A 19,965-nucleotide genomic window follows, 5' to 3' on the forward strand; every position below is an offset into this window, starting at 1 on the left:
CATGCCCTTGACCCCGGCGCTTGATCCGGCAGGGCTCACCGGTCCTGTCGGTGTCCCTCGCTAGCCTCCCCGCCATGACCCCGCCGGCCTCCCTCACGCACACCGAGCGCGTGCGGCTCGAGGCGCTGCGCTACGCCACCGGCGAGGAGTCCACCACCTACGTGGCGATCATGCGGACGTTCACCGGGGAGATCGCGGGCCTCCTCTCCGACCAGTCGGCGTCGGAAGTCGGCACGCGGGTCGCCGAGCAGGGCATCGAGCTCGAGCAGGACACGGTCGACGACCGGCTGTCCTACCTCGTCGAGCACGGCAACCTCGCGCGCAGCCCGCGGGAGACCGAGGCCAGGAGCCTGCGGGAGTACCTCCAGAACCGGGCCCGCTACCAGCTCACCCAGCGGGGCGAGCTGGTCCACCGGTTCGTCGAGGAGCTGCTGGGCCACACCGAGTCGGCCCGCGAGGTGTCCACCGAGATGCTCGGCGGCATCCTCGACGGGCTCTCGGCGCTGGCCGACCTCGACCGGAGCGCGATCGGGTCCGCCGCTCCCGAGGCGCTCGCCCGCGACATCGTCACCGTCTTCGCCCAGTTCGAGCGGCTCGTCTCGTCCACCCGCGACTTCTACACGTACCTGTCGCAGGTGCTGGTGCGCTACGACCTCGACAGAGCCGAGTTCGCGGTGTTCAAGACGGCGCTGCTCGACTACCTGCAACGCTTCGTCGACGAGATCGCCCGCCACATGCCGCAGATCGCCGATGTGCTGCAGCGGGTCGAGCCGAATGTCCCCGCCCTGTGCACGCGGGCCAACACCGGGCAGCGGCTCCGCGGCGTCGACGGCGAGGTCGCACGGCGCAGCGCCGGGCTGGATCCGGCCGACTGGCCGAGCCTGCACGCCTGGTTCATCGGCGGTGCCGGGCGCGACTCGGACGCGGCGGGGGTCCGCCGCCTGGCCACCGACGCGATGCGCGCGCTGCTGGTCAACCTGCGTCGCATCGCCACCGGCGGCCGCGAACAGAGCCGGTACTCCGACCTGCTCACGCTCGCCGGATGGTTCGCCGAGGCCGACGACGACACGGCGCACGCGCTGTGGGCCGCCGCCTTCGGCCTCTACTCGTGCCGTCACCTCGCCTTCGTCGCCGACGACGACGGTGACCCGATCCCGCCCACCGCCTCGTGGTGGCGCACCCCGGTCGCCGACGTCCCGCTCGCCCTGCGCCGCACCGGCGCCCGCACCGTCCGCGGCCGGGCCGGCAGGCGGGAGGACTACGCGGCAGCGAAGGCTGCCCGGATCGCCGAGCGGGCACGTGCGGAGCAGCGGCAGGCGGCTGCGCTCGCCGAGATCGGTTCCCACCCCGGGCGGCTCGGCACGATCCGGCTCTCCGACGACGCCCGCACCGTGTTGCTCGACCTCTACGCCCGGGCGCTCGTCGGCCGCGGGCGCCCGCTCGCCGAGGGCGACATCGCACGAGCCGCGGTCGGCGACTGGGAGCTGTCGGTCCGCCGCGCGCCGGGGGCCGGCACCACGGTCGTCAGCCCGGCCGGCCGGCTCGAACTCCACGACCTCGCGCTCACCGTCCAGCCGGTCGAGTACCAGCGGCAGGAGACGGGATGAGCCGCGTCGAGCGGCCGGCACCGGCCGAGGACGTCCAGGCTGTCGCCGAGCGCCGGCGCGCCGCTCGCGCGCTGTTGCGCACGCCGCTGCTGCACGCCGACGGGCCGGGATCCGACGACTTGCGGCTCGTCCGGCGCCACCGTGGAGAGCTCGAGCGACTGTTCGCCGACGGCTTCGGCTACCGCCTGGTCGTTGATCCGGGCGCGGCGCGGCTGTTCAAGACCGGACTCGGGCGCGACGCCACCCGCCCGCTGCGCCGACGCGGCGGCAAGCCGTTCACGCCGCGCATGTACGCGCTGCTCTGCCTCACGGTGGCCGCACTCGGTCGCGGCAAGTCACAGCTCCTGGTCGACGAGCTGGTGGCGCAGGTCCGGTCGGCGGCCGTCGACGCCGGCCTGGACGTCGACCTCGACGCCATCGCCGACCGCCGCGCCCTCTACGCGGCGATGTCCGCGCTGGTCGACCTCGGCGTGCTGCACGAGCGCGACGGCGACCTCGAACACTGGGCCGACCAGCGCGCCGCCTCGCTGCTCGACGTCCGCCGCGACCGGCTCGGGCTGCTCGTCTCCGCCGTCGTCGCCGGCTCGGGCGGGCCGGACGAGCTGATCGACCGTGCCGCGCTCCCGTCGGCGGCCGGTGGGGCCCGGGTCGCGGTGCGCCGCCGCCTCGTCGAGTCGCCGGTCCTGTCGGTCGACACGCTCACCGAGGAGCAGGCCGAGTGGTGGCGGCGTGGCCGCAACCGGGAGCGTGAGTGGTTCGCCGACCGGCTCGGGCTGCAGGTCGAGCTCCGCGCCGAGGGCGCGCTCGCGATCGACCCGACCGGTGAGCTCACCGACGTCGAGTTCCCGGCGGGCGGCTCCGGCCGGCACCTGGCGCTGCTGCTCCTCGACGCGCTGGTCACCCGGCTCCGCCCGAGCGCCCGGGAATCCGCGGCGCCCGAGCGGGTGTGGCGGCGGGCCGATCCAGGGCTGGTCGAGGGGGTGTCGGCCGAGGTACTGGCCGAGTGGGGCGCCGGGCTGAAACGGGAGCACCGGGAGAACGCGGAGGCCGCCGTCGCCGAGGCCCGGCAGGTGCTCGTCGACTTCGGGCTGGTGCGGGTCGAGCCCGACGGCGGGTGGCTGGTCCACGCCGCCGCGGCCAGGTACGCCGTCTCGGCCACGCTGGCCGAACCGGCAGGCGGCGGGCAGCCGTCACTGTTCGAGGAGGACGGATGAGCGGCCGTTTCCACCTCTCCCGCGCGGGCGTGCTCAACGTCTGGCAGTACGACGACCAGGTCTTCGAGTTCGCCGAGGGGCGGCTGCTGCTGCGCGGCTCGAACGGCGCCGGCAAGTCGAAGACGCTCGAGATGCTGCTGCCGTTCGTCCTCGACGGGGACAAGGCCCGCATGACCGCATCCGGGCGGCACCACACCAGCCTGCTGTGGCTCATGCTCGACGGGTACTCCGGGCAGAACCGCGCCGGGTACCTGTGGGTCGAGTTCGCCACCTCCGACGAGTCCTTCACCTGCGGCATCGGCGTACGGGCGTCGCAGTCCGCGCGCCAGGCGACGGCCTGGTACTTCACGGTGCCCGGACGCGTCGGCGAGGACCTGACGCTGGAGGACGACGCCGGCCCGCTCGCCCGCGAGCGGCTGCGGGCGGCGGTCGAGGAGCGCGGCGGGCACTTCTTCGACTCACCGCGGGCCTACAAGCAGCACGTCGGACGCACACTGTTCGGGCTGGAACCGCTGCAGTACGACGAGCTGCTGCGGCTGCTGTACTGGCTGCGCCAGCCGCAGGTCGGCGAGGACATCGAGCCGGCCCGCCTCGCCGAGCAGCTCGTCCAGGCGCTGCCGCAGATCGACGACGACGCCGTCCGGTCCGCAGGCGACACGTTCGACGAGCTCGCGGCGTTCGGCGAGCAGCTCGATCGGCAGCGGCGCAGTGCCGACGGCGTCGCGGCGTTCGCCCGCGTGTACGCCGACTACGCCCGCGAGGTGCTGCGCGCGCGTGGATCCGAGGTGGCCGCCTCCCATTCCGAGCGCACCCGGCGGGCCCGCGAGGTGGATCGGTGTGCCGCGCAGCTGTCGGAGATCGTCTCGGAGCGGGAGTCCGCCCAGGGAGAGCGGGCCGAGGCCGGGCTCGAGCGGTCGAAGATCAACGCGCGGCTCGCCGAGCTGCGTGCCGACCCGCTGATGCGCACGGAGCGCGAGCTGGCCGGCCGCCGATCGCTGGCCACCGAACGCCAGCTGGCCGCGGAACGCGCCGCAGCGGCCGCGGCATCGGCCCGGCACCGCGCCGAGCAGTCCGGCGCCCGGGTCCGCACCGACGCCGATCAGCTGGGCAGGGATCTGCGCGGGTTCGCGGGCGCAGCCGGCGGGCACGCCGCCGAGCTGTCCCGCGTGGGCGCGCGCGCCGTGCCGGTGATCGCCCCCGCGCTTCACGAGCCCTCGCTGTCGGAGGCCGCCGACGCCCACGCCCTGGTCGACGCGACCGACCGGCACAGGGCCTCGATCGACGCCGTGCGGCCAGCGCTCGGCGAGCTGCGCGCCGCCGTGCAGGTCGTGGAGGAGGCGCTCAGCGCGTTCGACAAGGCCGCCGCCGAGCGGGAACGCGCCGAGGCGGCCGCGGCCACGGCAGAGCAGCAGGCCGAGGCCGAGCGCGGCAGGCTCGCCGACGCCCGCGGTAGCGCCGAACGCGCCGAGTCGGCCTACTCCGCGGCGCTGGACGGCTGGCGGGCGGCGCCGGAGGCCATCGGCTTCGAGCTGCCCGGCGAGCTGACGGCCGAGGCGGTCGCCGCGGTCCCGGCCGCCGCACGGGCCGCGGCCGAGCCGGTACGGGAACGGCTGCGGGCAGAGCGGGCCGGCGCCGCCGCGAACCGCACGGCAGCCGAGCGCGCGCTGGACGAGGCCGGTCGCCGGCGCGCCGGGATCCTCGCCGAGGCCGACCCCGCGCCTGCCGATCCCACCTGGGCACGCTCCCCGCGCGACACCGCCGACGGTGCACCGCTGTGGCGTCTGATCGACTTCACCGAGGGCCTCGAGGATGCGAAGCGTGCCGGCGTGGAGGCGGCGCTGGAGGCGTCCGGCCTGCTCGACGCCTGGGTGCGCGCCGACGGCGCCGTGCTCGACGCCGCGCGCAACGACACGGTGCTGCCCGCCGGACCCGCGGTCGCCGGACCGACGCTCGCCGCCCTCGTGGTGCCTGACCCGCCGGATGCGGGCCCGGTCAGCGCCGATGTCGTGGCCGGCGTCCTGGCCCGCGTCGCCGTCGTCCCGCATGCGGGCGCCGAGCCGCCGGCGGACGCCGTCGTCGCGGTAGACGGCGGCTGGCGGCTCGGACCGCTCACGGGCCGCGCCACCAAACGGGCTGCCCAGTACATCGGTGCCACCGCACGAGCGGCCGAACGGGTGCGCCGGCTGGCCGAGCTCGACACGCTGATCGCCGTGCACACGGAAGCCCGGGAGTCGGCCGCACTCGCCGAACAGGCGGCGGCGGAGTCCGCTCGCGCCGTCGAGGGATGGCTCGCCACGGCACCGCCCACCGACGAGCTGATCGCGGCCTGGACCCGGCTGGAGGAGCGCACGCGCGCCGCCGAGCGCGTCGAGCGCATCGCGTCCGAGGCGGAGGAGACGGCCACTCGCGCCCGATCGGTCGAAACCGGGAAGCGTCGCGAGCTGCACGAGATCGCCGCGGGGCATGGTCTCCCGACGGAGGCGGGGTCGCTGGCCTCCCGCCGAGAGGCGCTGCGGGCTCTCGACACCGCGCTCGCCGCCCACCTGGAGCGCGGGAATGCGTTGGCCACCCGGTTGCTCCGCTGGGCCGACGACGCCTCCGCCTACGAGATTCTGCTCGCAGAGGCCGACGACACGGCGCGGGAGGCCGCCGAGGCCGAGGGCCGCGCCGCGGAGGCGCGAGCGGCCGCCGACGAGCTGGAAGTGACCATCGACGCCCCGCTCCGGGAGATCCGCCACCGCATCGAGCTCGCCGAGCAGAGCGACGCCCGGCTGCGACGCCGCGAGGGTGAGCTCGGTACCCGCATCGAGGCGCTGCTCACCGCGGGCGGCGCGGCCGAGCAGGCGCTCCGCGACGCCGAGGGTCGGCTCGCCGAGCACGAACCCGTGCTGGCGGCGGCGGTCGCGGCGATCGCCGCCCTCAGCGAGGTCCCCGGCCTGCTCGAGTCGGGTGACGATCGGGCCGGCGTCGTGCGGGCGGCACCCACGCCCACCGAGGTGGACGAGGTCGCCGCGACACTCGGAGTCGCCAGGGGATTCAGCGCGGGCAGCCCGGTACCGGCGGCGGTACTCGCGTTGGCCCGCCGCTTCGCGGCCCTGCCTGCTCCCAGCCGGCCCGGCACCACCACCGCGGTCTTCGCGGCCTGGCAGGAGGCGGCCAGCGGCCCCGCCGGTGATGTCGATCCGCGCGTCGTCGACGAGGGTGTGGCGCTCGCCGTGATCGGTCGCGACGACGCGGGCGAGCACCCGATCGGGGTGCTCGCCGAGCGGCTGACCGCCGCTGTCGCCCGCGACGCCGACCTGCTCACCGAGCGGGAACGGCGGCTGTTCGAGGAGCACATCCTCGGTGACCTCGGCGAGTCGTTGCGGTCGCGACGGCTGGAGGCCGAGGAGCTGGTCACCGAGATGAACAACCAGCTGCGCGGGGTCAGCACCAGCCAGGGCATCCAGGTGCAGCTGCGGTGGACGCTGCGCGACGACGTGTCCGGCGACGCCCGCCGTGCCGTCGAGCTGCTCGGCCGGCCCGTCGGGGCGCTGCTGCCCGGCGAGCGCCGCGAGCTGCGGGACGCGCTGCACCGGTTGATCGAGGCCTCCCGCGCCGACGCCCCCGAGGACTCCTACACCGAGCACCTCACGCGCGCGCTGGACTACCGCCGCTGGTTCGCCTTCCTCATCCGCTACACCCGCCCCGAGACCACCGGCACCTGGCACGACCTGCACCGGCGATCGCCGTTGTCGCAGGGTGAGCAGAAGGTCGTCTGCTACCTGCCGCTGTTCGCCGCGGCGGCGGCGCACTTCAGCTCGCTGGCCGGCGCGGCCCCGCACTCGCCTCGGTTCGTGCTGCTCGACGACGCCTTTCCGAAGATCGACATCCGGACCCACCCGCTGCTGTTCGGTCTGCTCGTGCAGCTCGACCTGGACTTCGTCATCACCAGCGAGCGGCTGTGGGGCGACCACGCCACCGTGCCATCGCTGGCGATCTACGAAGCGCTGCGCGACCCGAACGAACGTGGGATCGCCCAGTACCGGCACACGTGGGACGGCCAGCGCCTGCACGCGATCGGATGACCGTCGACTGGCTCGACGACCCCGCACTGCGCCGGGTCTGGGAGGTGCTGCGCGAGCGGCTGGAGTCCCGTGGCCTGCGCGCCGAGGGGCGGGTCGTGGTGGGTGGGCTCAGCCGCGAGGAGCGCCACGCCGTCGCCGGGCTGCTGGGACGATCCGTCACCCGCGAGCGGGTCGCCATCGATCTCGCCGACCTCGACGCCGACCTCGCGGCACGGTCCGGGGTCGGCGGACTGGTCGCCGTGGTCGAGCACGTCACCGGTGCGGCGCTGCGCGACCGGCCCGGGGAACGGGCCCGGCACGCGGTGCAGCGAGAGGCGCCCGTCGAGCTGGCCCGCACGCTGCTCGCAGGGCGCCCCTGGCTGGAGGTCTGGCTCGAGGACGTCCGCCGATCCGGAGTTCTCACCCGGGCCACGGATGCGGCGGCGGCGGTCCGCACGGCGGCCGCCGCGCTGGTGCGCCTGCCCGGGCCCGCGCTGTCGCGCACCGAGCTGGCCGTGGCAGCCGGGGGTCACGCGCACGCACTCGACGACGGCACCACGGCGGCCGCGCTGGTGCTCCGCGCCCTGGCGGTCCACGCAGGCGAACCGGTACCCACCACCACATCGGGGCGCCGCGACCTGTGGGAACGCTCCGGTGTCCGGGTCGACCTCGTCTCGGCCACCTGCCTCACCCTCGGCTTGCGCGGCCACACCGGATCGGTCGCCGCCCGGCTCGGCCTCGCCGCCGACGCCGGTGACCCGGTGCACCTCACCGCGTGGGACCTGCGCCGGTGCTCGCTGCGCGTACCCGAGGTCGTGCTGGTGTGCGAGAACCCCCGCGTCCTGGAGGCGGTGGCCGAGCGCGGCGGCCGCACACCCGTGGTGTGCACGAGCGGGCAGCCCGCGCTCGTCGTCCTGGACGTGCTCGCCGCCCTGCAGGGCGCGGAGCTGCGCTATCACGGAGACTTCGACTGGGCGGGCGTGGCGATCGCCAACCGCCTCAGGGCAGTGGCCGGGGTGACACCGTGGCGGATGACAGGCGCCGACTACGAACGCGGGCTCGCGGGCGCCACGCTCCCACTCACCGGTGCCCCGGTGGAGCCGGAGTGGGACGCCGAGTTGGGCGCGGCGATGCGGCACCACCGGATCGCCGTGCACGAGGAAGCCGTGTTGTCCGACCTGCTCGACGGGATCGTATGAGTCCGATTCCCCGCGGAAGTCAGCCGGAGGTGTTCGCCCGTCGCGCGGCGACGAAGGACCGGATGCCCATCACGAGGTAGCCGACGAGCAGCACGAACATCAGCGTGCTGACGACGACCGCCGCCGGACGTTCCGCCGTGCCGGCGAACACCTCGCCGATCCGAACCACGTTCATCAACGTCCCCAACGCACCGACCAGGGCGACGACGAGCGCGGCGTGGATGCCATGGCGATGCCACGCCGGCTTCCGCGCCGCGGCGGCGCAGAGGAGCAGCAGGACACCGACGAAGGTCGGGATGAGTGCGGTCACGCTCGCCGCGGCGGTCATGACGTAGGCGACGACACCCAGGACCACGAGCACCGCACCGATCACGACGGTCAGCCTGGTCATGCGCACCAACTTACGCGTCATCACCGGTGCGTCCCGGCATTGACCCCCGTCACACCTTTGGCTGACCATCAGACAAGACCAGTGCTTCCACACGCTCCCCAATGACGAGGAGATCCGTTGGAACCGTCGCTGCTGTCCCTGCTCCCGCCGCTCGTCACCATCGCGTGCGCCATCGCCACCCGCCGGATCCTGATCTCCCTGGCACTGGGCATCGTCCTCGGGGCGCTCCTCTACACCCAGGGGAACGTCCTGGTCGCAGGCGCCTTCGTGTTCGACGTCGCCGCCGGGCTCGTCATCGACGACGGGGCGGTGGCGGAGGAGGTGTACATCCTCGGTGTCGTCCTGCTCCTGGGCGTGCTGACGTCGTTCATCTACGTCTCCGGTGGCCTCGTGGCGTTCGCGTCCTGGGCTATCACGAAGGTCCGGACGCGGGTGCAGGCCCAGCTGGTGCCGGTGGTCCTGGGCATCGTGATCTTCTTCGACGACGCGTTCAGCTCGCTGGTCGGCGGCAACGTCAGCCGGTCCATCACCGACCAGCACCGCATCTCCCGCGCGAAGCTGTCCTACCTGGTGGACTCGACCGCCGCGCCGGTGATCATCCTGGTGCCGATCTCGGGGTGGGCCGCGTTCATCGCAGCCACGATGACGGGCATCCTCGACGCCAACGGCGTCACCGGCATCTCCGGTTACGAGGCGTTCCTGCAGTCGATCCCGATGAACCTGTACGCGATCACGGCGCTCCTGCTGGCGGTCGCGGCGGCGGTCCTCAGCCTCGCCTTCGGCCCGATGCGCAGGCACGAGCGGCTCGCGGTCGAGGACGGCGTGCTGTTCGACTCCTCACGCGGCCCCGTGCCCGGCGAGGCCGACCGGAACCTGCAGGCGCGCGGCGACGGCCGCGTCGGCGACCTGCTCTGGCCGGTGCTGGTGTTCACCGGCGTGACCGTGGCGTGCGCCCTCTGGATCGGCATCGCCGGCACCGACGGGCCGCTCTCCCCGATGGAGGTCCTCGCCAACACCGACGTCATCTTCTCCCTGTTCGTCGGTGTCGTCGTCGCCTGCGTGCTCTCGGCGGCAACGCTGCTGCGGCGCCGCACCCCTGGGGCCCTCGTCGGCCGGGCGGCGGTGTCGGGCCTGCGGTCGATGCTGATGGCCGCGGCGGTGCTGTTCCTCGCCTGGGTCACCGCCGGCGTGATCTCCGAGCTCGGCATCGGCGAGTACCTGGCCGGGTTGATCGACGCTGCGCTGCCGCTGGCCGTGCTGCCCGTCCTGCTGTTCGCGTTGGCCTCGTTCATCTCCTTCTCGATCGGCAGCACGTTCGGGACGTTCGGGCTGCTGCTGCCGATCGCCGCCGAGATCGCCCTGGCGCTCGACCCCGGCCTCCTTGTCCCCGTGTTCGGCGCCGTGCTCGCCGGAGCGATCTTCGGCGACCACACGTCCCCGCTGTCGGACACCACGATCCTGTCCTCGATCGGCTCGGGCATCCACCTGGTCGACCACGTCACGACGCAACTGCCGTTCGCGCTGGTGGCCGCGGGTGCCTCGGCGGTCGGCTACCTCGCGCTGGGGGTCACCGGCAGCGGTGCCGCGGGCCTGCTCGTCGCGGTGGTGGTGCTGGCCGTCGCGGTCGGTGTGCTCTGGGCGCGCTCGCCCCGGGTGACCGCCCGACCCGGGGAGCGATCGGGGAGCTGACCTCGACCGCGACGCGTGCACGGTCTGCGGGGCGCCCCGGTCGAGCGGTGCACCCGGAGATCGTTTACCCGTCGCGTACGGCTCGCGATGATCACCACGAGCTGATCGTTCCGAGGCGTGCGTGAGCGCGCCGGGTACGGCCGTGGTGTGCGCCTCGTCGTGGTCAGCCCGCGCTGATCAACCCCGCGCGTACATGAGCGTGGGTGCTGCCACCGTCAGGTACGTCTCGCCGCGATCACCAGGCCGCGGAGACCCCCGCGCCTGACCCCACCGCCCTCGGCTTGTCGGTGCCCGCCCCTACCCTTCTGCCACGACTCCGACGCGCATGGGGGCACGGGTGAGCAAGCGGAACCGCGAGAAGCGTGCGGCGAGGAAGCGCGCACGCCAGCAGCGGGGCCCCACCCCGCCGCGCCACGAGTTCGGCGACCGGCCGCACGGCCCCGGTTGCCCGTGCGGCGAGCACGACGGCCCGCCACCGCTCCCACCTGCCGAGCAGCTGGCGCGCACGCTGCTCGCCGTCGCCCGCACCGGCGACCCGGCCGAGGCGTCGGCCTGCGCGTCCGAGCTCGCCGGCACCCACTTCTCGCGCGACCCGCAGGCGGTCGGTGCCGCCGCGAGCATGATCCTCACGCGCACGCTCGGGTTCATGTGGCGCGGCGGCTGGCTGCCGGCCGACCTCTGGGAGATCACCCGCCGCCGCGCCGATGCGGTGGTCGCCGGCCTGCTCGTGGACATGATCGCCGCCGACACCACGCAGCACGCTCCCCGGACGGTCCACGAGCGCTGGGCCGCGCAGGTCCGGCAGCTCGACGCGGACGTCTGGTGGGAGCGCGACCGCCCGCACCTGCCGCAGTGGGCGCAGCGCCACCGGCTCACCGTCGAACGGGCCGTCCTCGCGACGATCACCCTGCTCGCCGAGCTCGTGACGCTGCCGAGGCTGCCGCAGATCCTGCCCCCGCCCGGCAGCGCGACGCAGCGCGCCACGGCGGCCGCGGGCGTCGACCAGAAGGTCCTCTCGCGGGTGCGCGCGCTGCTGGCCAAGGCCGAGTCCACGCAGTTCCCCGAGGAGGCCGAGGCGCTCTCGGCCAAGGCGCAGGAGCTGATGAACCGGCACGCCTTCGAACGCGCCCTGCTGGACGCCGACGAGCACCGGCCCCAGGCGGCGACGTCCACCCGGCTCTGGCTCGAGGCTCCCTACATCGAAGCGAAGTCGCAGCTCGTCGCCGCGATCGGCGCGGCCAACCGGTGCAGGTCGGTCTTCCACCCCGACCTCGGCTTCGTCGCGCTGATCGGCGACCCTCTCGATCTCGACATCACCGAGCTGTTGGCCACGTCCCTGCTGGTCCAGGCCACGCGGGCGATGGTCGCCGAGGGGAGCCAGACCAGCCGCACCGGTACCTCACGCACCCGGTCCTTCCGGCAGTCCTTCCTCCTCGCCTACGCCACCCGCATCGGCGAGCGGCTGCAGGAGGCGGCCACCACGGCGGCCGAGCCGCAGGCCGACGAGCGTCTGCTCCCGGTGCTGGCCGACCGCTCGCGCGTGGTCGAGGAGACCTTCCAGGAGATGTACGACCGCACCGTGGCGAAATCGGTGTCGATCACCAACGGCGCGGGCTGGCAGGCGGGGCGAGCGGCCGCCGACCGCGCCGACCTGAACATCGAGCGCACCGCGGTGTCCGCGTGAGCCCGTCGCGGCCGATGCCAGGCCGCCTCGGGGGCGAGACGGGCCGCTCCTCCGGCTACGAGGTGCGTCCCGCCCAGCCCCACGAGCTCCCGGCGGCCGGTGAGCTGTGCGCGGCCGGCTACCGCGCCGACGGGTTCCTGAGCCCCGGCAGCACGGACCACTACGAGGCTGCGCTGCGCGACGCCGCCGGCCGCGCCGCCGAGGCGGCGGTGCTGGTGGCCGCCGAGCCCGACGGCCGGCTGCTCGGCACCCTCACCTGGTGCCCGCCGGGCTCCGGGCTGCGGGAGGTGGCCACCCGGCCCGACCAGGGCGAGTTCCGCATGCTGGCCGTACACCCCGCGGCTCGTCGCCGTGGTGTCGCCCGCACGCTGGTCGAGCACTGCCTGGCCGACGCCCGCCGCCTGGGCCTCGCCGAGCTGGTGCTGTCGTCGCTGCCGGAGATGACCGCCGCGCACGCGCTGTACCGGGGTCTGGGCTTCCACCGGTCGCCCGAGCTCGACTGGAGCCCGGTGCCCTCGGTGCGGTTGTGGGGCTTCCGCCGGACGCTGACAGCGCCCTACCCCGGGCGGGCATAGGGCCGCCCGCAGGCGGACGCCGACGACACCCGTTCCGAGCAGCCTCCTCTCGTCCGACCGATGCGTTTCGGTCCGGCCGCCGGTCACTACCGGCAACGAGACGGACCGAGGAGGCGGCGATGAGCATCCCGACGCTGCGGACGGCGGAGGCACCGGGCCTCGGCCAGACCCTGCACCAGCTGGAGACCCAGGTGCAGGGCCCCGTGCACCTGCCCGGCGACGACGAGTACGAGCAGCAGCGCGCCGACTTCCGCGGATCACCGGTCGCCGTCGTCGACGCCGAGACGGCGGCCGACGTCCAGGCCACCGTCCGCGCCGCCCGCCACGGCGGCCTGCCCCTGACCGTGCTCTCCACCGGCCACGGCACGGTCGCCGGGACCGACGGCGGGCTGCTGCTGCGGACCTCGCGGATGGCACAGGTGCTCGTCGACCCTGACCGGCGCACCGCCCGCGTCGGGCCCGGCGCCCGGTGGAGCGAGGTCGTCGCGGCCGCCGAGCCGTTCGGGCTCGCGCCGCTGTCCGGGGACACCCCGTCGGTCGGCGTCGTCGGCTACACGCTCGGCGGCGGGCTGTCCTGGCTGTCGCGCAAGTACGGGTTCGCCGCCGACAGCCTGGTGAAGGCCGAGCTGGTCACCGCCGACGGCCGGCTCGTCGTCGCCGACCGGCACCGGCACGCCGACCTGTTCTGGGCGATCCGCGGGGGCAGCGGCAACTTCGGCGTCGTCACCTCGCTCGAGCTGGCGCTGCACCCGGTCCCGCGCGTCTACGGCGGCACCGCCGAGTTCCCGGCCGACGCCGCCGCGCCCGCGCTGCGCTACCTCGCCGCCCACGGCGACGAGCTGCCCGACGAGCTCTCGGTCTCGCTGGTCGTCAGCGCGGACTCGCTGGTCGTCCGCGCCGTGTACGCGGGGGACGACGGGCGGGCGGCCCTGCAGCCGCTGCTCGACGCCGCCGGCACGCCGGTCACGAGCTCCCTCCGCGCGATGCGCTACTCGGAGGTGCCGACGATCGGGGGCACGCCGCCGATCACGTTCGCCATGTACGACGAGCTCTCGCCGGCGACGATCACGGCGGTCGTCGAGAGCGGTGCCACCGTCGAGGTCAAGCAGTGGGGCGGCGCGATCGCGCGCCCGTCGCACGACGACCCGGGACCGGTCGGCCACCGCGACGCCCGGTTCGTCATGAAGATCGCCGCTCCGGCGCCCGCCGCGTCAGCGATCACCGCCTCCGCCACCGGCGGCACGTTCCTCAACTTCCTGCACGACACCACGCGCACGCACACCGCGTTCACGCCGGACAACTTCCGGCGGCTGCGGGAGGTCAAGCGGGCCTACGACCCGGGCAACCTGTTCCACCGCAACCACAACATCCCGCCGCTGCCGTAGCGGCGGTCAGCCCACCGGGCTCACCGACTCGATGCTCGAGACGGTGAACTCGCGTTCCGCGGAACGCAGGTGGCACCACGCGTGCAGCCACCTCCCGTACAGCTGCTGCGGCCGGATCTCCCGGACCGTGCGGTTGCCGGCCTGGTTCCGGTAGCCGATCCGCACGTCGCGGTCGTGGTCGAGGGCGTCGGCGAGCAGCGCCACCTCGGCCGCGTCGAGCCCGGTGTCGAGGCGGGCGAGCTCGACCTGCGCCGCGCCGGCCGGGGGCGGCTCCGGGGCGTCGGTGAGCAGCCGGGCGGCCAGGTCCGCCGCAGCCACCCGGGCCCTGGCCCGCGGCGCCGGGGCGTGCGGCACCTGGTCCCCGGTGCGCTCCGGCAGGACAACGACGCCGTCGGCGTCCTCCGGGATCGGCGCGAAGCCGGCCGCGCGCAGCACGGACAGCACGTCGGTGACGTCGGCCGCAGTGGTGAGCACCGTCGGCGCGAGCCGGCGCAGGTGCAGAGACCGCAACGAGCGGGTGTGGAAGATCTCGCTGATCTCCGCCTCCGTGCCGGTGACGCACGTGTGCACCTCGCGTACGCGCACCGCCCCGTGCCGGCGGGCGACATCGCCGATCAGGTAGTCCAGGGGCTGCGGCAGCGGGCGATCGCACGCCGCGACGAGCCCGGCCCGCAACTCGCCGGCCGTCCAGCCGTCGTCGAGCGCGCTCCGGACGCTGTCCGGGGTGAACCGCCAGGTGGTGGCCTCACCGGGCGCCTCCGCGACGGCCGCGGCGGCGAGCAGGCGAGCGGCGGCGGCGCCCGTCTGGCCCGACACCACCGCGGTGAGGTCGGGCTGGAGCACGAGCAGCCCACGCGCGGCCGGCAGCAGGTCGGCACACCGGCGCGCCAGCTCGTCCGCGGCGTCGGGGCGGCCCGCCACGGCGACGAGGTGTTCCCCGAGCTCCGTCAGCCGGTCCGCGGCGACGACCCCGAGGAGCTCCGCCTCGAGCCGCGCCGCCGCGAGTTTCCGCGAACGCCCCACGTCGTCGTAGGGGTGGAGCGGGCAGAACCAGTCGATCTGCTCGGTCGCCGCCCGCAGCGACCGCCCGCCCGCGGCGGCCCGCAGCAGAGCCCGGCGCAGCAGTCCCGCGCCGGAGACCATCGGCACGGGCGGGGCGACCTCGCCGTCGTCGGTCTCGCGGCTGGTCGGGGCCACGTCGAGGGCGAACCAGGCGAGCAGGCTGCGCGCCCAGCGGACGCCGGGGTCGGCCTCGCGCCAGGTGTCGTAGGCGTCGGTGGGGGCGTAGCCGCCCGGGGTCTGCGCGAGCAGGCCGGTCGCGGCGGCGACGTCGATCCACAGGGCGATCTCGGCCAGCCCCAGCCGCTTGCCGAGCCGCGTCCGTTCGCGCGCGCCGACGCCGCCCTTCTTGATCCGGGCGAGCGGGCGGTGGCGCGCCTCGTCGAGGAGCAGGGTGAGCGCGCGCAGCCCGGCCTCGGCGGCCGCCCGGCCGTCCTCGGCGGCATCGTCCGCCGGCGGGAGCGACGGTGGTCCGGTCATGCCGGGCACGTCGTCGAGGTGGATCAGGACGGCCACCTCGCGCGGAAGTTCCTGCCGGTGGGACGGCCCGTCGAGGAGCAGGCCCGCGCGGACCAGCTCGGCGGTGGGACCGGCCTGCCGGCCGAACCCGCCGAAGTAGATCTCCCCGCTCGCCATGCCCGCGAGGTGCCGCCGCGCCGCGGGCGACCGGTCGCGAACGGCCCGGGCGACGGTCTCGGGGTCGGTCAGCAGCGCCTCGAGCCGCGCGATCAGCTCGGGCTTGCGCAGCCCATCCGGATCGGCTCCGAGCCCGGCTACGGCGGTCCGCAGGTGCTCGACGTGGGAGTTCCGCGCGATGACCGCGAGCGGCCGGAGCGGGCCGAACTCCGCTCCGAGGTGCTCCGCGAGGCGCGGCGGCAGGCCGACCCGCCCGCCGACGTCCCACGCCAGGCCGCGGGCGCACAGCGCGCCGACCACCTCCCGGACCCGCGCCTGCGGCGCCTGCAACCGTGACGCGAGCGCGGCGGGCTCCATCTCCCCCAGCACCGCGACGACCCGGGCGACGGCGAGCTCGTCACGGTTCACCCGCTGCAGCGCCTGCGACAGCGAGTCGACACCGTTCAACCGCTGCGCGAGCTCGTCGAACGTGCGCGGTACCGGCTCGGCCAGGACGTCGGGCCGCTGCTCGAGGAGCTGCGTCAACCGGGACGGATCGAGGGCGGCGAGGTGGGTGGCGAGCGACACGACCGCGATCGCACCACGGCCCACATCCGCCTCGACATCCACCCTCGACAAGCAAGGCCAGCCTTACTTAATCTCTCGCTCATGTTCCCGACCGTGCTCGCCCGGCCCGTCGTCACCAGCGCGACCCGCCGCGAGTTCCTCGCCCTCCTCGGCGCCGCCGGGCTGCTCACCGCCTGCTCCTCCGGCCCCGCGGACGGGCCCGCCGCGCCGGCGACCCGCACCGTCACGCACCCCCTCGGCACGGCCGAGGTGCCGGTGGCGCCGACCCGCGTGCTCGCGCTCGACCGGCGGGGCGCGCTGCCGCACCTGCTCGCGCTCGGCGTCACGCCGGTCGGGGCGCTGACCGCCGAGAGCATCATCGGCACGCCGTTCCCGGCGCTCGTGGCCGAGCAGGCGCGGGACGTGACCGTGGTCCCCACCGGGGGCGGCGCCGACGACGTGAACCTGGAGGCCGTCGCGGCGCTGGAGCCGGACCTGCTGATCGGCTGGACCGGGGGCATCGAGGAGCAGTACGCGGCCCTGTCGGGGATCGCGCCCACCGTCGCCGTCGACGTCGACTTCACCGACGCCGCGGCGAGCCTCCGGGCGATCGCGGCCGCGATGGGGCGGGAGGCCGAGGCCGACGCCGTGATCAGCGCGTTCGACGAGCGCCGGGCGGCGCGGCTGGCCGAGCTCGGCGACATCGGGGCCGTGTCGATCGTCCTGGGCATCGGCGGCCAGCAGTTCCGCGTCTACCAGCCGACGGGATCATCCGTCGCGCGCTGGCTCGCCGAGGCCGGCGCCCGCATCGTCCCGGACGTGAGCTCGATCAGCGGCGAGCCCTACGGCGACGGCGAGTTCGTGCTGATCAGCCCGGAGAGCCTGGGGCAGGTCACCGGCGACACGATCGTGGTCATGACGAACACCGGCCCTGCAGGCGAGGCCGCGGTCGCGGAACTGGAGGGCTCGCCGCTCTGGCCGACGCTGCCGGCCGTGCAGGCGCGCCGGGTCGTGCGGATCAACTCGCAGGAGTCGGTGGGGTCGTACGGGTTCCAGGGCTACGACGCCGTGCTCGACACGCTCGTCGACCAGTGGACGGGGCTCGGGCCGCGCTGAGTGCGCTTGCGCGAGCTCACCGCGGTCGATCGCTGTCCGAGCCCACCCGGTCGACCATCTCTTACGTGGGCGACGGGACGAATCGATCATCCCAGGATGATCTCCGGCGTCAGTCACGGACCACCTCTCGTCGTGTCCGCCTGACGCCGGCCGACCGTCAGCATGCCTCCAGTCCATCGAACCTCGCAGAGTTGGCGTACTCGTACTCGCGAACACCTCTCGGAGGGACGATCAGGCAGGCACTGTCGAACCAGAAAGCAACGATGACCTTGACCCGCTCAGAGCCCGGACACTCGTTCCGGATCGCAACCCGCGCCAGACCCACCTCTGGATGCTCATCCTCCGCACCGACGCACACCGGCGGCAACTCCGCTGCGGATCGTCGATAAGCAGGATTGAGCAGAAACCCGTCAGGATCAATTGATCTATCTACGGATATCCTCGGTCCGGACTCCGCCACCGCCCAACCCACCCCCAACGCCGGTGGAGCTACCGCGAATCCGAAAACACTAACGGCGGACGCGCACGCTGCCAACCAGAACCGCATCCGGTACCCACCCTTCTATACGTCCCTCCAGGAGCGCAGACGGGAGTCCTAGCTCGGATCGAGAAACCGCTCATCCACGGCGGGGTCTCCACCATCGGCGAGGTCCGACTCGTGCACTTGTCGCGCAAGTTCGTCGAACTCGTCACGATCTATTACTGCGAGCCACTCAGCTTCGAAGACGCTTTGCTCTGCAAGCGTGTGCTGCCGACGGACCCAATCGACGAGGACATGTCGAGGACCGACGGAGACGACCATCCCCGGATGGTCTCGGCGCAGTGGCACCGCGCTTCGGAGACTCTCACGAGGAGGAGCCCACTTCACCAACACCCCCTCCACAAGGCGCTCAACCATTGAGACCTCGCGCAATCACGCCGCTGCCGAGCATTCGATCCAAGTTTCTTCGAGACCATCGGTAGGATAAGCGGTGATCACACTATACTCGCCTACGACCACCACCATCACTTTCTCCCCGAACCGCCAGACATACTCAGTTCGCCCCCTCCCTGGAGCGGGCTTCCCGTTAACGATGGCGTTCCCCATGCAGTTGAGCGCATCACTCCAGTTCGGAACATCGTGCTTGACCTCGATGTGCACCGCCCCGGTCGTCTTTCCGTTTCCGCAGAGCAGTTCGATTGGGTCGGCGGCAGTCGGCACCGGCATGAAGTACCCATCCACATACTCGGCCGGCACATCTGCTTCCCTCGCAGCCTCGTTGATATTTGTCGCACGACACGCTCGAACGGCATCGTCCGCACGAGCAGGTCGCAATTCGGCAACCGAATACTCAGCCATCGCCGGGGTCACAGCGGGCGCCACGACAGGCATCGTGCAGGCAGCCGTTGCAACTGTTCCCACGAAGGCCGCAACCGATACGCGCCACCACACTAAACGCATCGACCATCGGCGCATCAGCATCCCCCCATTTACACCGCGCTCGTCGCATCAACGGATCGCCAGTAGGCCTCGAGCGCAGCACCAACATTAGCAGGAGGTCGTCGACTCGGGGTGCGTTCGACCGAAAACGTTTGCGATTGTGAACACCACTGCGCCAGCGCGACGGCCGGATCACCTCTCACGAGCTCGTGGATTCCTGCGGTTCCAGGGCTACGACGCCGTGCCCGACACCCTCGCCGCCGGTGGGGGCGCTCGGCTGCGGGGAGCCTCACGCCGTCGCCACTACCAGCTCAGCCATCCGCTCCGGTGCCCGTGCTGCGGCCTCCTGACGGACCGCCTCATCGAAGTGGGTGCGCGCGTGCTCCATCCACTCCACCTCGTCGCACCCCGGGTCGAAACCACATTCGAGATGGGTGGCGTGCAGCGCCGCCAGCGCCTGGATCCCACCGACGAGGCCGTCCAACAGGCAGCGGGCGGGGCGCGCGGGGTCCAGCGCGGTGAAGCAGGGGCCGTCCTGGACCGGCTCGTTCGGGGCGATGAGCAGACCTCGCGACGCCATGACCGCCATCTGCAGCAGCTCCTGCGCGATGGCCAGCGGCGTCCGGTCCGGCCGCCCGCCGGCCACCATCCGCACAACGGTGTGGGCGACCGCCGAATCGAAGTACTCCACCTGTTCGGCCTTGTCGAGGGCGCCCTCGCCGGTGGTGTCGGCGAGGCGTTCCATGACGGAGACCGCCGCCAGGAACCAGTGGATCGCGGCGACGCCCGCGGCCGCGGGCTCGACGTCCGTGTAGAGCCTCGGGCTGCACATCGGCACCTCGTGCAGCATCCGGTCGGCCTCCACGATCTGCGCCGGCGACGGCGCGACCCGGGTGAGCATCACCGCCTGGCGTGCGCGGGCCGAGAGATCGCCGCGCTCGGCGTTCCCGGCGGCAGCCATCTCCTCCTCGACGTCCGCGATCACCGCTCGGGTGACACCGGCGCTGCCCACCTCGCGCAGCTCCCGTCCGACCCGGTGCGCGCTGTCCACGACCGGGTGCATCTCCACGCGCACCAGGCCTGCCTCCGGGAGGTGCGGGCGACGCATCGCCTGGACGGCCGCCGACACCGGAAGGTCGAAGATCTCCGGTCGGACGTAGCTCAACCACACCGCTTCCGACATCCGGGTCAGGGCCTGGGCCAGGTGCAGGCCGACCGTCTCCTGGGTGGCGGCGTTCAGCCGCGCGACGGTGTGGGCGCCGGCTCCCATGCCGGTGTCCCACACCGCGAGGAGCTGATGGGTGCTGGTGTCGTAGGCGTAGGTCGTCATCGGCGCAGGATGGTCCGGCCCCACCCGTCCGCGGGGCGGAACGCGCGATTTCGTTCGCACCTGTGAAC

At 73.7% G+C, this 19,965-nt stretch carries 13 protein-coding genes; 9 read left to right on the forward strand and 4 right to left on the reverse strand.

The genetic code is table 11. The features are described from left to right. Window positions 1-74 precede the first annotated feature (74 nt). The 4 genes from FB558_RS23350 to FB558_RS23365 are packed head-to-tail and all read left to right on the forward strand — an operon-like array spanning window position 75 to window position 8,066. Window positions 75-1,607, forward strand: coding sequence for a TIGR02677 family protein (locus tag FB558_RS23350; RefSeq protein ID WP_142056859.1), 1,533 nt, complete (start codon window positions 75-77; stop codon window positions 1,605-1,607). Next, window positions 1,604-2,821, forward strand: coding sequence for a TIGR02678 family protein (locus FB558_RS23355; protein ID WP_142056862.1), 1,218 nt, complete (start codon window positions 1,604-1,606; stop codon window positions 2,819-2,821). Before FB558_RS23350 ends, FB558_RS23355 begins: the two co-directional genes overlap by 4 nt. Further along, entirely contained in the window at window positions 2,818-6,888 is a 4,071-nt protein-coding gene (locus tag FB558_RS23360) for a TIGR02680 family protein (protein WP_142056864.1), read from the forward strand. The genes FB558_RS23355 and FB558_RS23360 overlap by 4 nt, the downstream gene beginning before the upstream one ends. Continuing rightward, window positions 6,885-8,066 carry a TIGR02679 family protein gene (locus FB558_RS23365; RefSeq protein ID WP_142056866.1) on the forward strand — a complete coding sequence of 394 codons (1,182 nt, stop codon included), beginning with the start codon at window positions 6,885-6,887 and terminating at the stop codon, window positions 8,064-8,066. Before FB558_RS23360 ends, FB558_RS23365 begins: the two co-directional genes overlap by 4 nt. A 19-nt stretch (window positions 8,067-8,085) precedes the next feature. On the opposite strand, the gene FB558_RS23370 is transcribed toward FB558_RS23365, so the two are convergent. Then, window positions 8,086-8,457 (reverse strand): hypothetical protein, encoded by a 372-nt coding sequence (locus FB558_RS23370; RefSeq protein WP_142056868.1) that lies wholly within the window; start codon window positions 8,455-8,457, stop codon window positions 8,086-8,088. 117 nt (window positions 8,458-8,574) lie between these two features. Here FB558_RS23370 and FB558_RS23375 point away from each other — a divergent pair, with 117 nt between their 5' ends. From FB558_RS23375 to FB558_RS23390, 4 genes are all read left to right on the forward strand, one after another. Next, a complete protein-coding gene (locus FB558_RS23375; RefSeq protein ID WP_142056870.1) occupies window positions 8,575-10,146 on the forward strand; it encodes a Na+/H+ antiporter NhaC family protein in 1,572 nt (523 codons plus the stop codon). A gap of 337 nt (window positions 10,147-10,483) precedes the next feature. Further along, window positions 10,484-11,830: a DUF2786 domain-containing protein gene (locus FB558_RS23380; protein WP_170231490.1), complete on the forward strand. Its 1,347-nt coding sequence runs from the start codon at window positions 10,484-10,486 to the stop codon at window positions 11,828-11,830. Continuing rightward, window positions 11,827-12,405, forward strand: a complete 579-nt coding sequence (locus FB558_RS23385) for a GNAT family N-acetyltransferase (protein ID WP_246106706.1) — start codon at window positions 11,827-11,829, stop codon at window positions 12,403-12,405. The genes FB558_RS23380 and FB558_RS23385 overlap by 4 nt, the downstream gene beginning before the upstream one ends. Before the next feature lie 119 nt (window positions 12,406-12,524). Further along, on the forward strand, window positions 12,525-13,790 hold the full coding sequence (locus FB558_RS23390; protein WP_142056873.1) for an FAD-binding oxidoreductase: 1,266 nt from the start codon (window positions 12,525-12,527) through the stop codon (window positions 13,788-13,790). A gap of 6 nt (window positions 13,791-13,796) precedes the next feature. Here the strand turns inward: FB558_RS23390 and FB558_RS23395 are convergent, their stop codons facing one another. After that, entirely contained in the window at window positions 13,797-16,052 is a 2,256-nt protein-coding gene (locus FB558_RS23395; protein ID WP_246106707.1) for a WYL domain-containing protein, read from the reverse strand. An 81-nt stretch (window positions 16,053-16,133) separates the two neighbouring features. On the opposite strand from FB558_RS23395, the gene FB558_RS23400 reads away from it, so the two are divergent. Further along, the gene (locus FB558_RS23400; RefSeq protein ID WP_142056875.1) at window positions 16,134-17,147 is read left to right on the forward strand and encodes an ABC transporter substrate-binding protein; all 1,014 of its coding nucleotides are present in this window, start codon (window positions 16,134-16,136) and stop codon (window positions 17,145-17,147) included. A gap of 913 nt (window positions 17,148-18,060) precedes the next feature. On the opposite strand, the gene FB558_RS23405 is transcribed toward FB558_RS23400, so the two are convergent. Together FB558_RS23405 and FB558_RS23410 are read right to left on the reverse strand one after the other, a co-directional pair. Next, on the reverse strand, window positions 18,061-18,510 hold the full coding sequence (locus FB558_RS23405; RefSeq protein ID WP_142056877.1) for a hypothetical protein: 450 nt from the start codon (window positions 18,508-18,510) through the stop codon (window positions 18,061-18,063). Window positions 18,511-18,856: 346 nt separating this feature from the next. Continuing rightward, window positions 18,857-19,897 carry a hypothetical protein gene (locus tag FB558_RS23410; RefSeq protein ID WP_142056879.1) on the reverse strand — a complete coding sequence of 347 codons (1,041 nt, stop codon included), beginning with the start codon at window positions 19,895-19,897 and terminating at the stop codon, window positions 18,857-18,859. Window positions 19,898-19,965 lie beyond the last annotated feature (68 nt).

This window comes from Pseudonocardia kunmingensis, assembly GCF_006716445.1.
GTDB lineage: Bacteria > Actinomycetota > Actinomycetes > Mycobacteriales > Pseudonocardiaceae > Pseudonocardia > Pseudonocardia kunmingensis.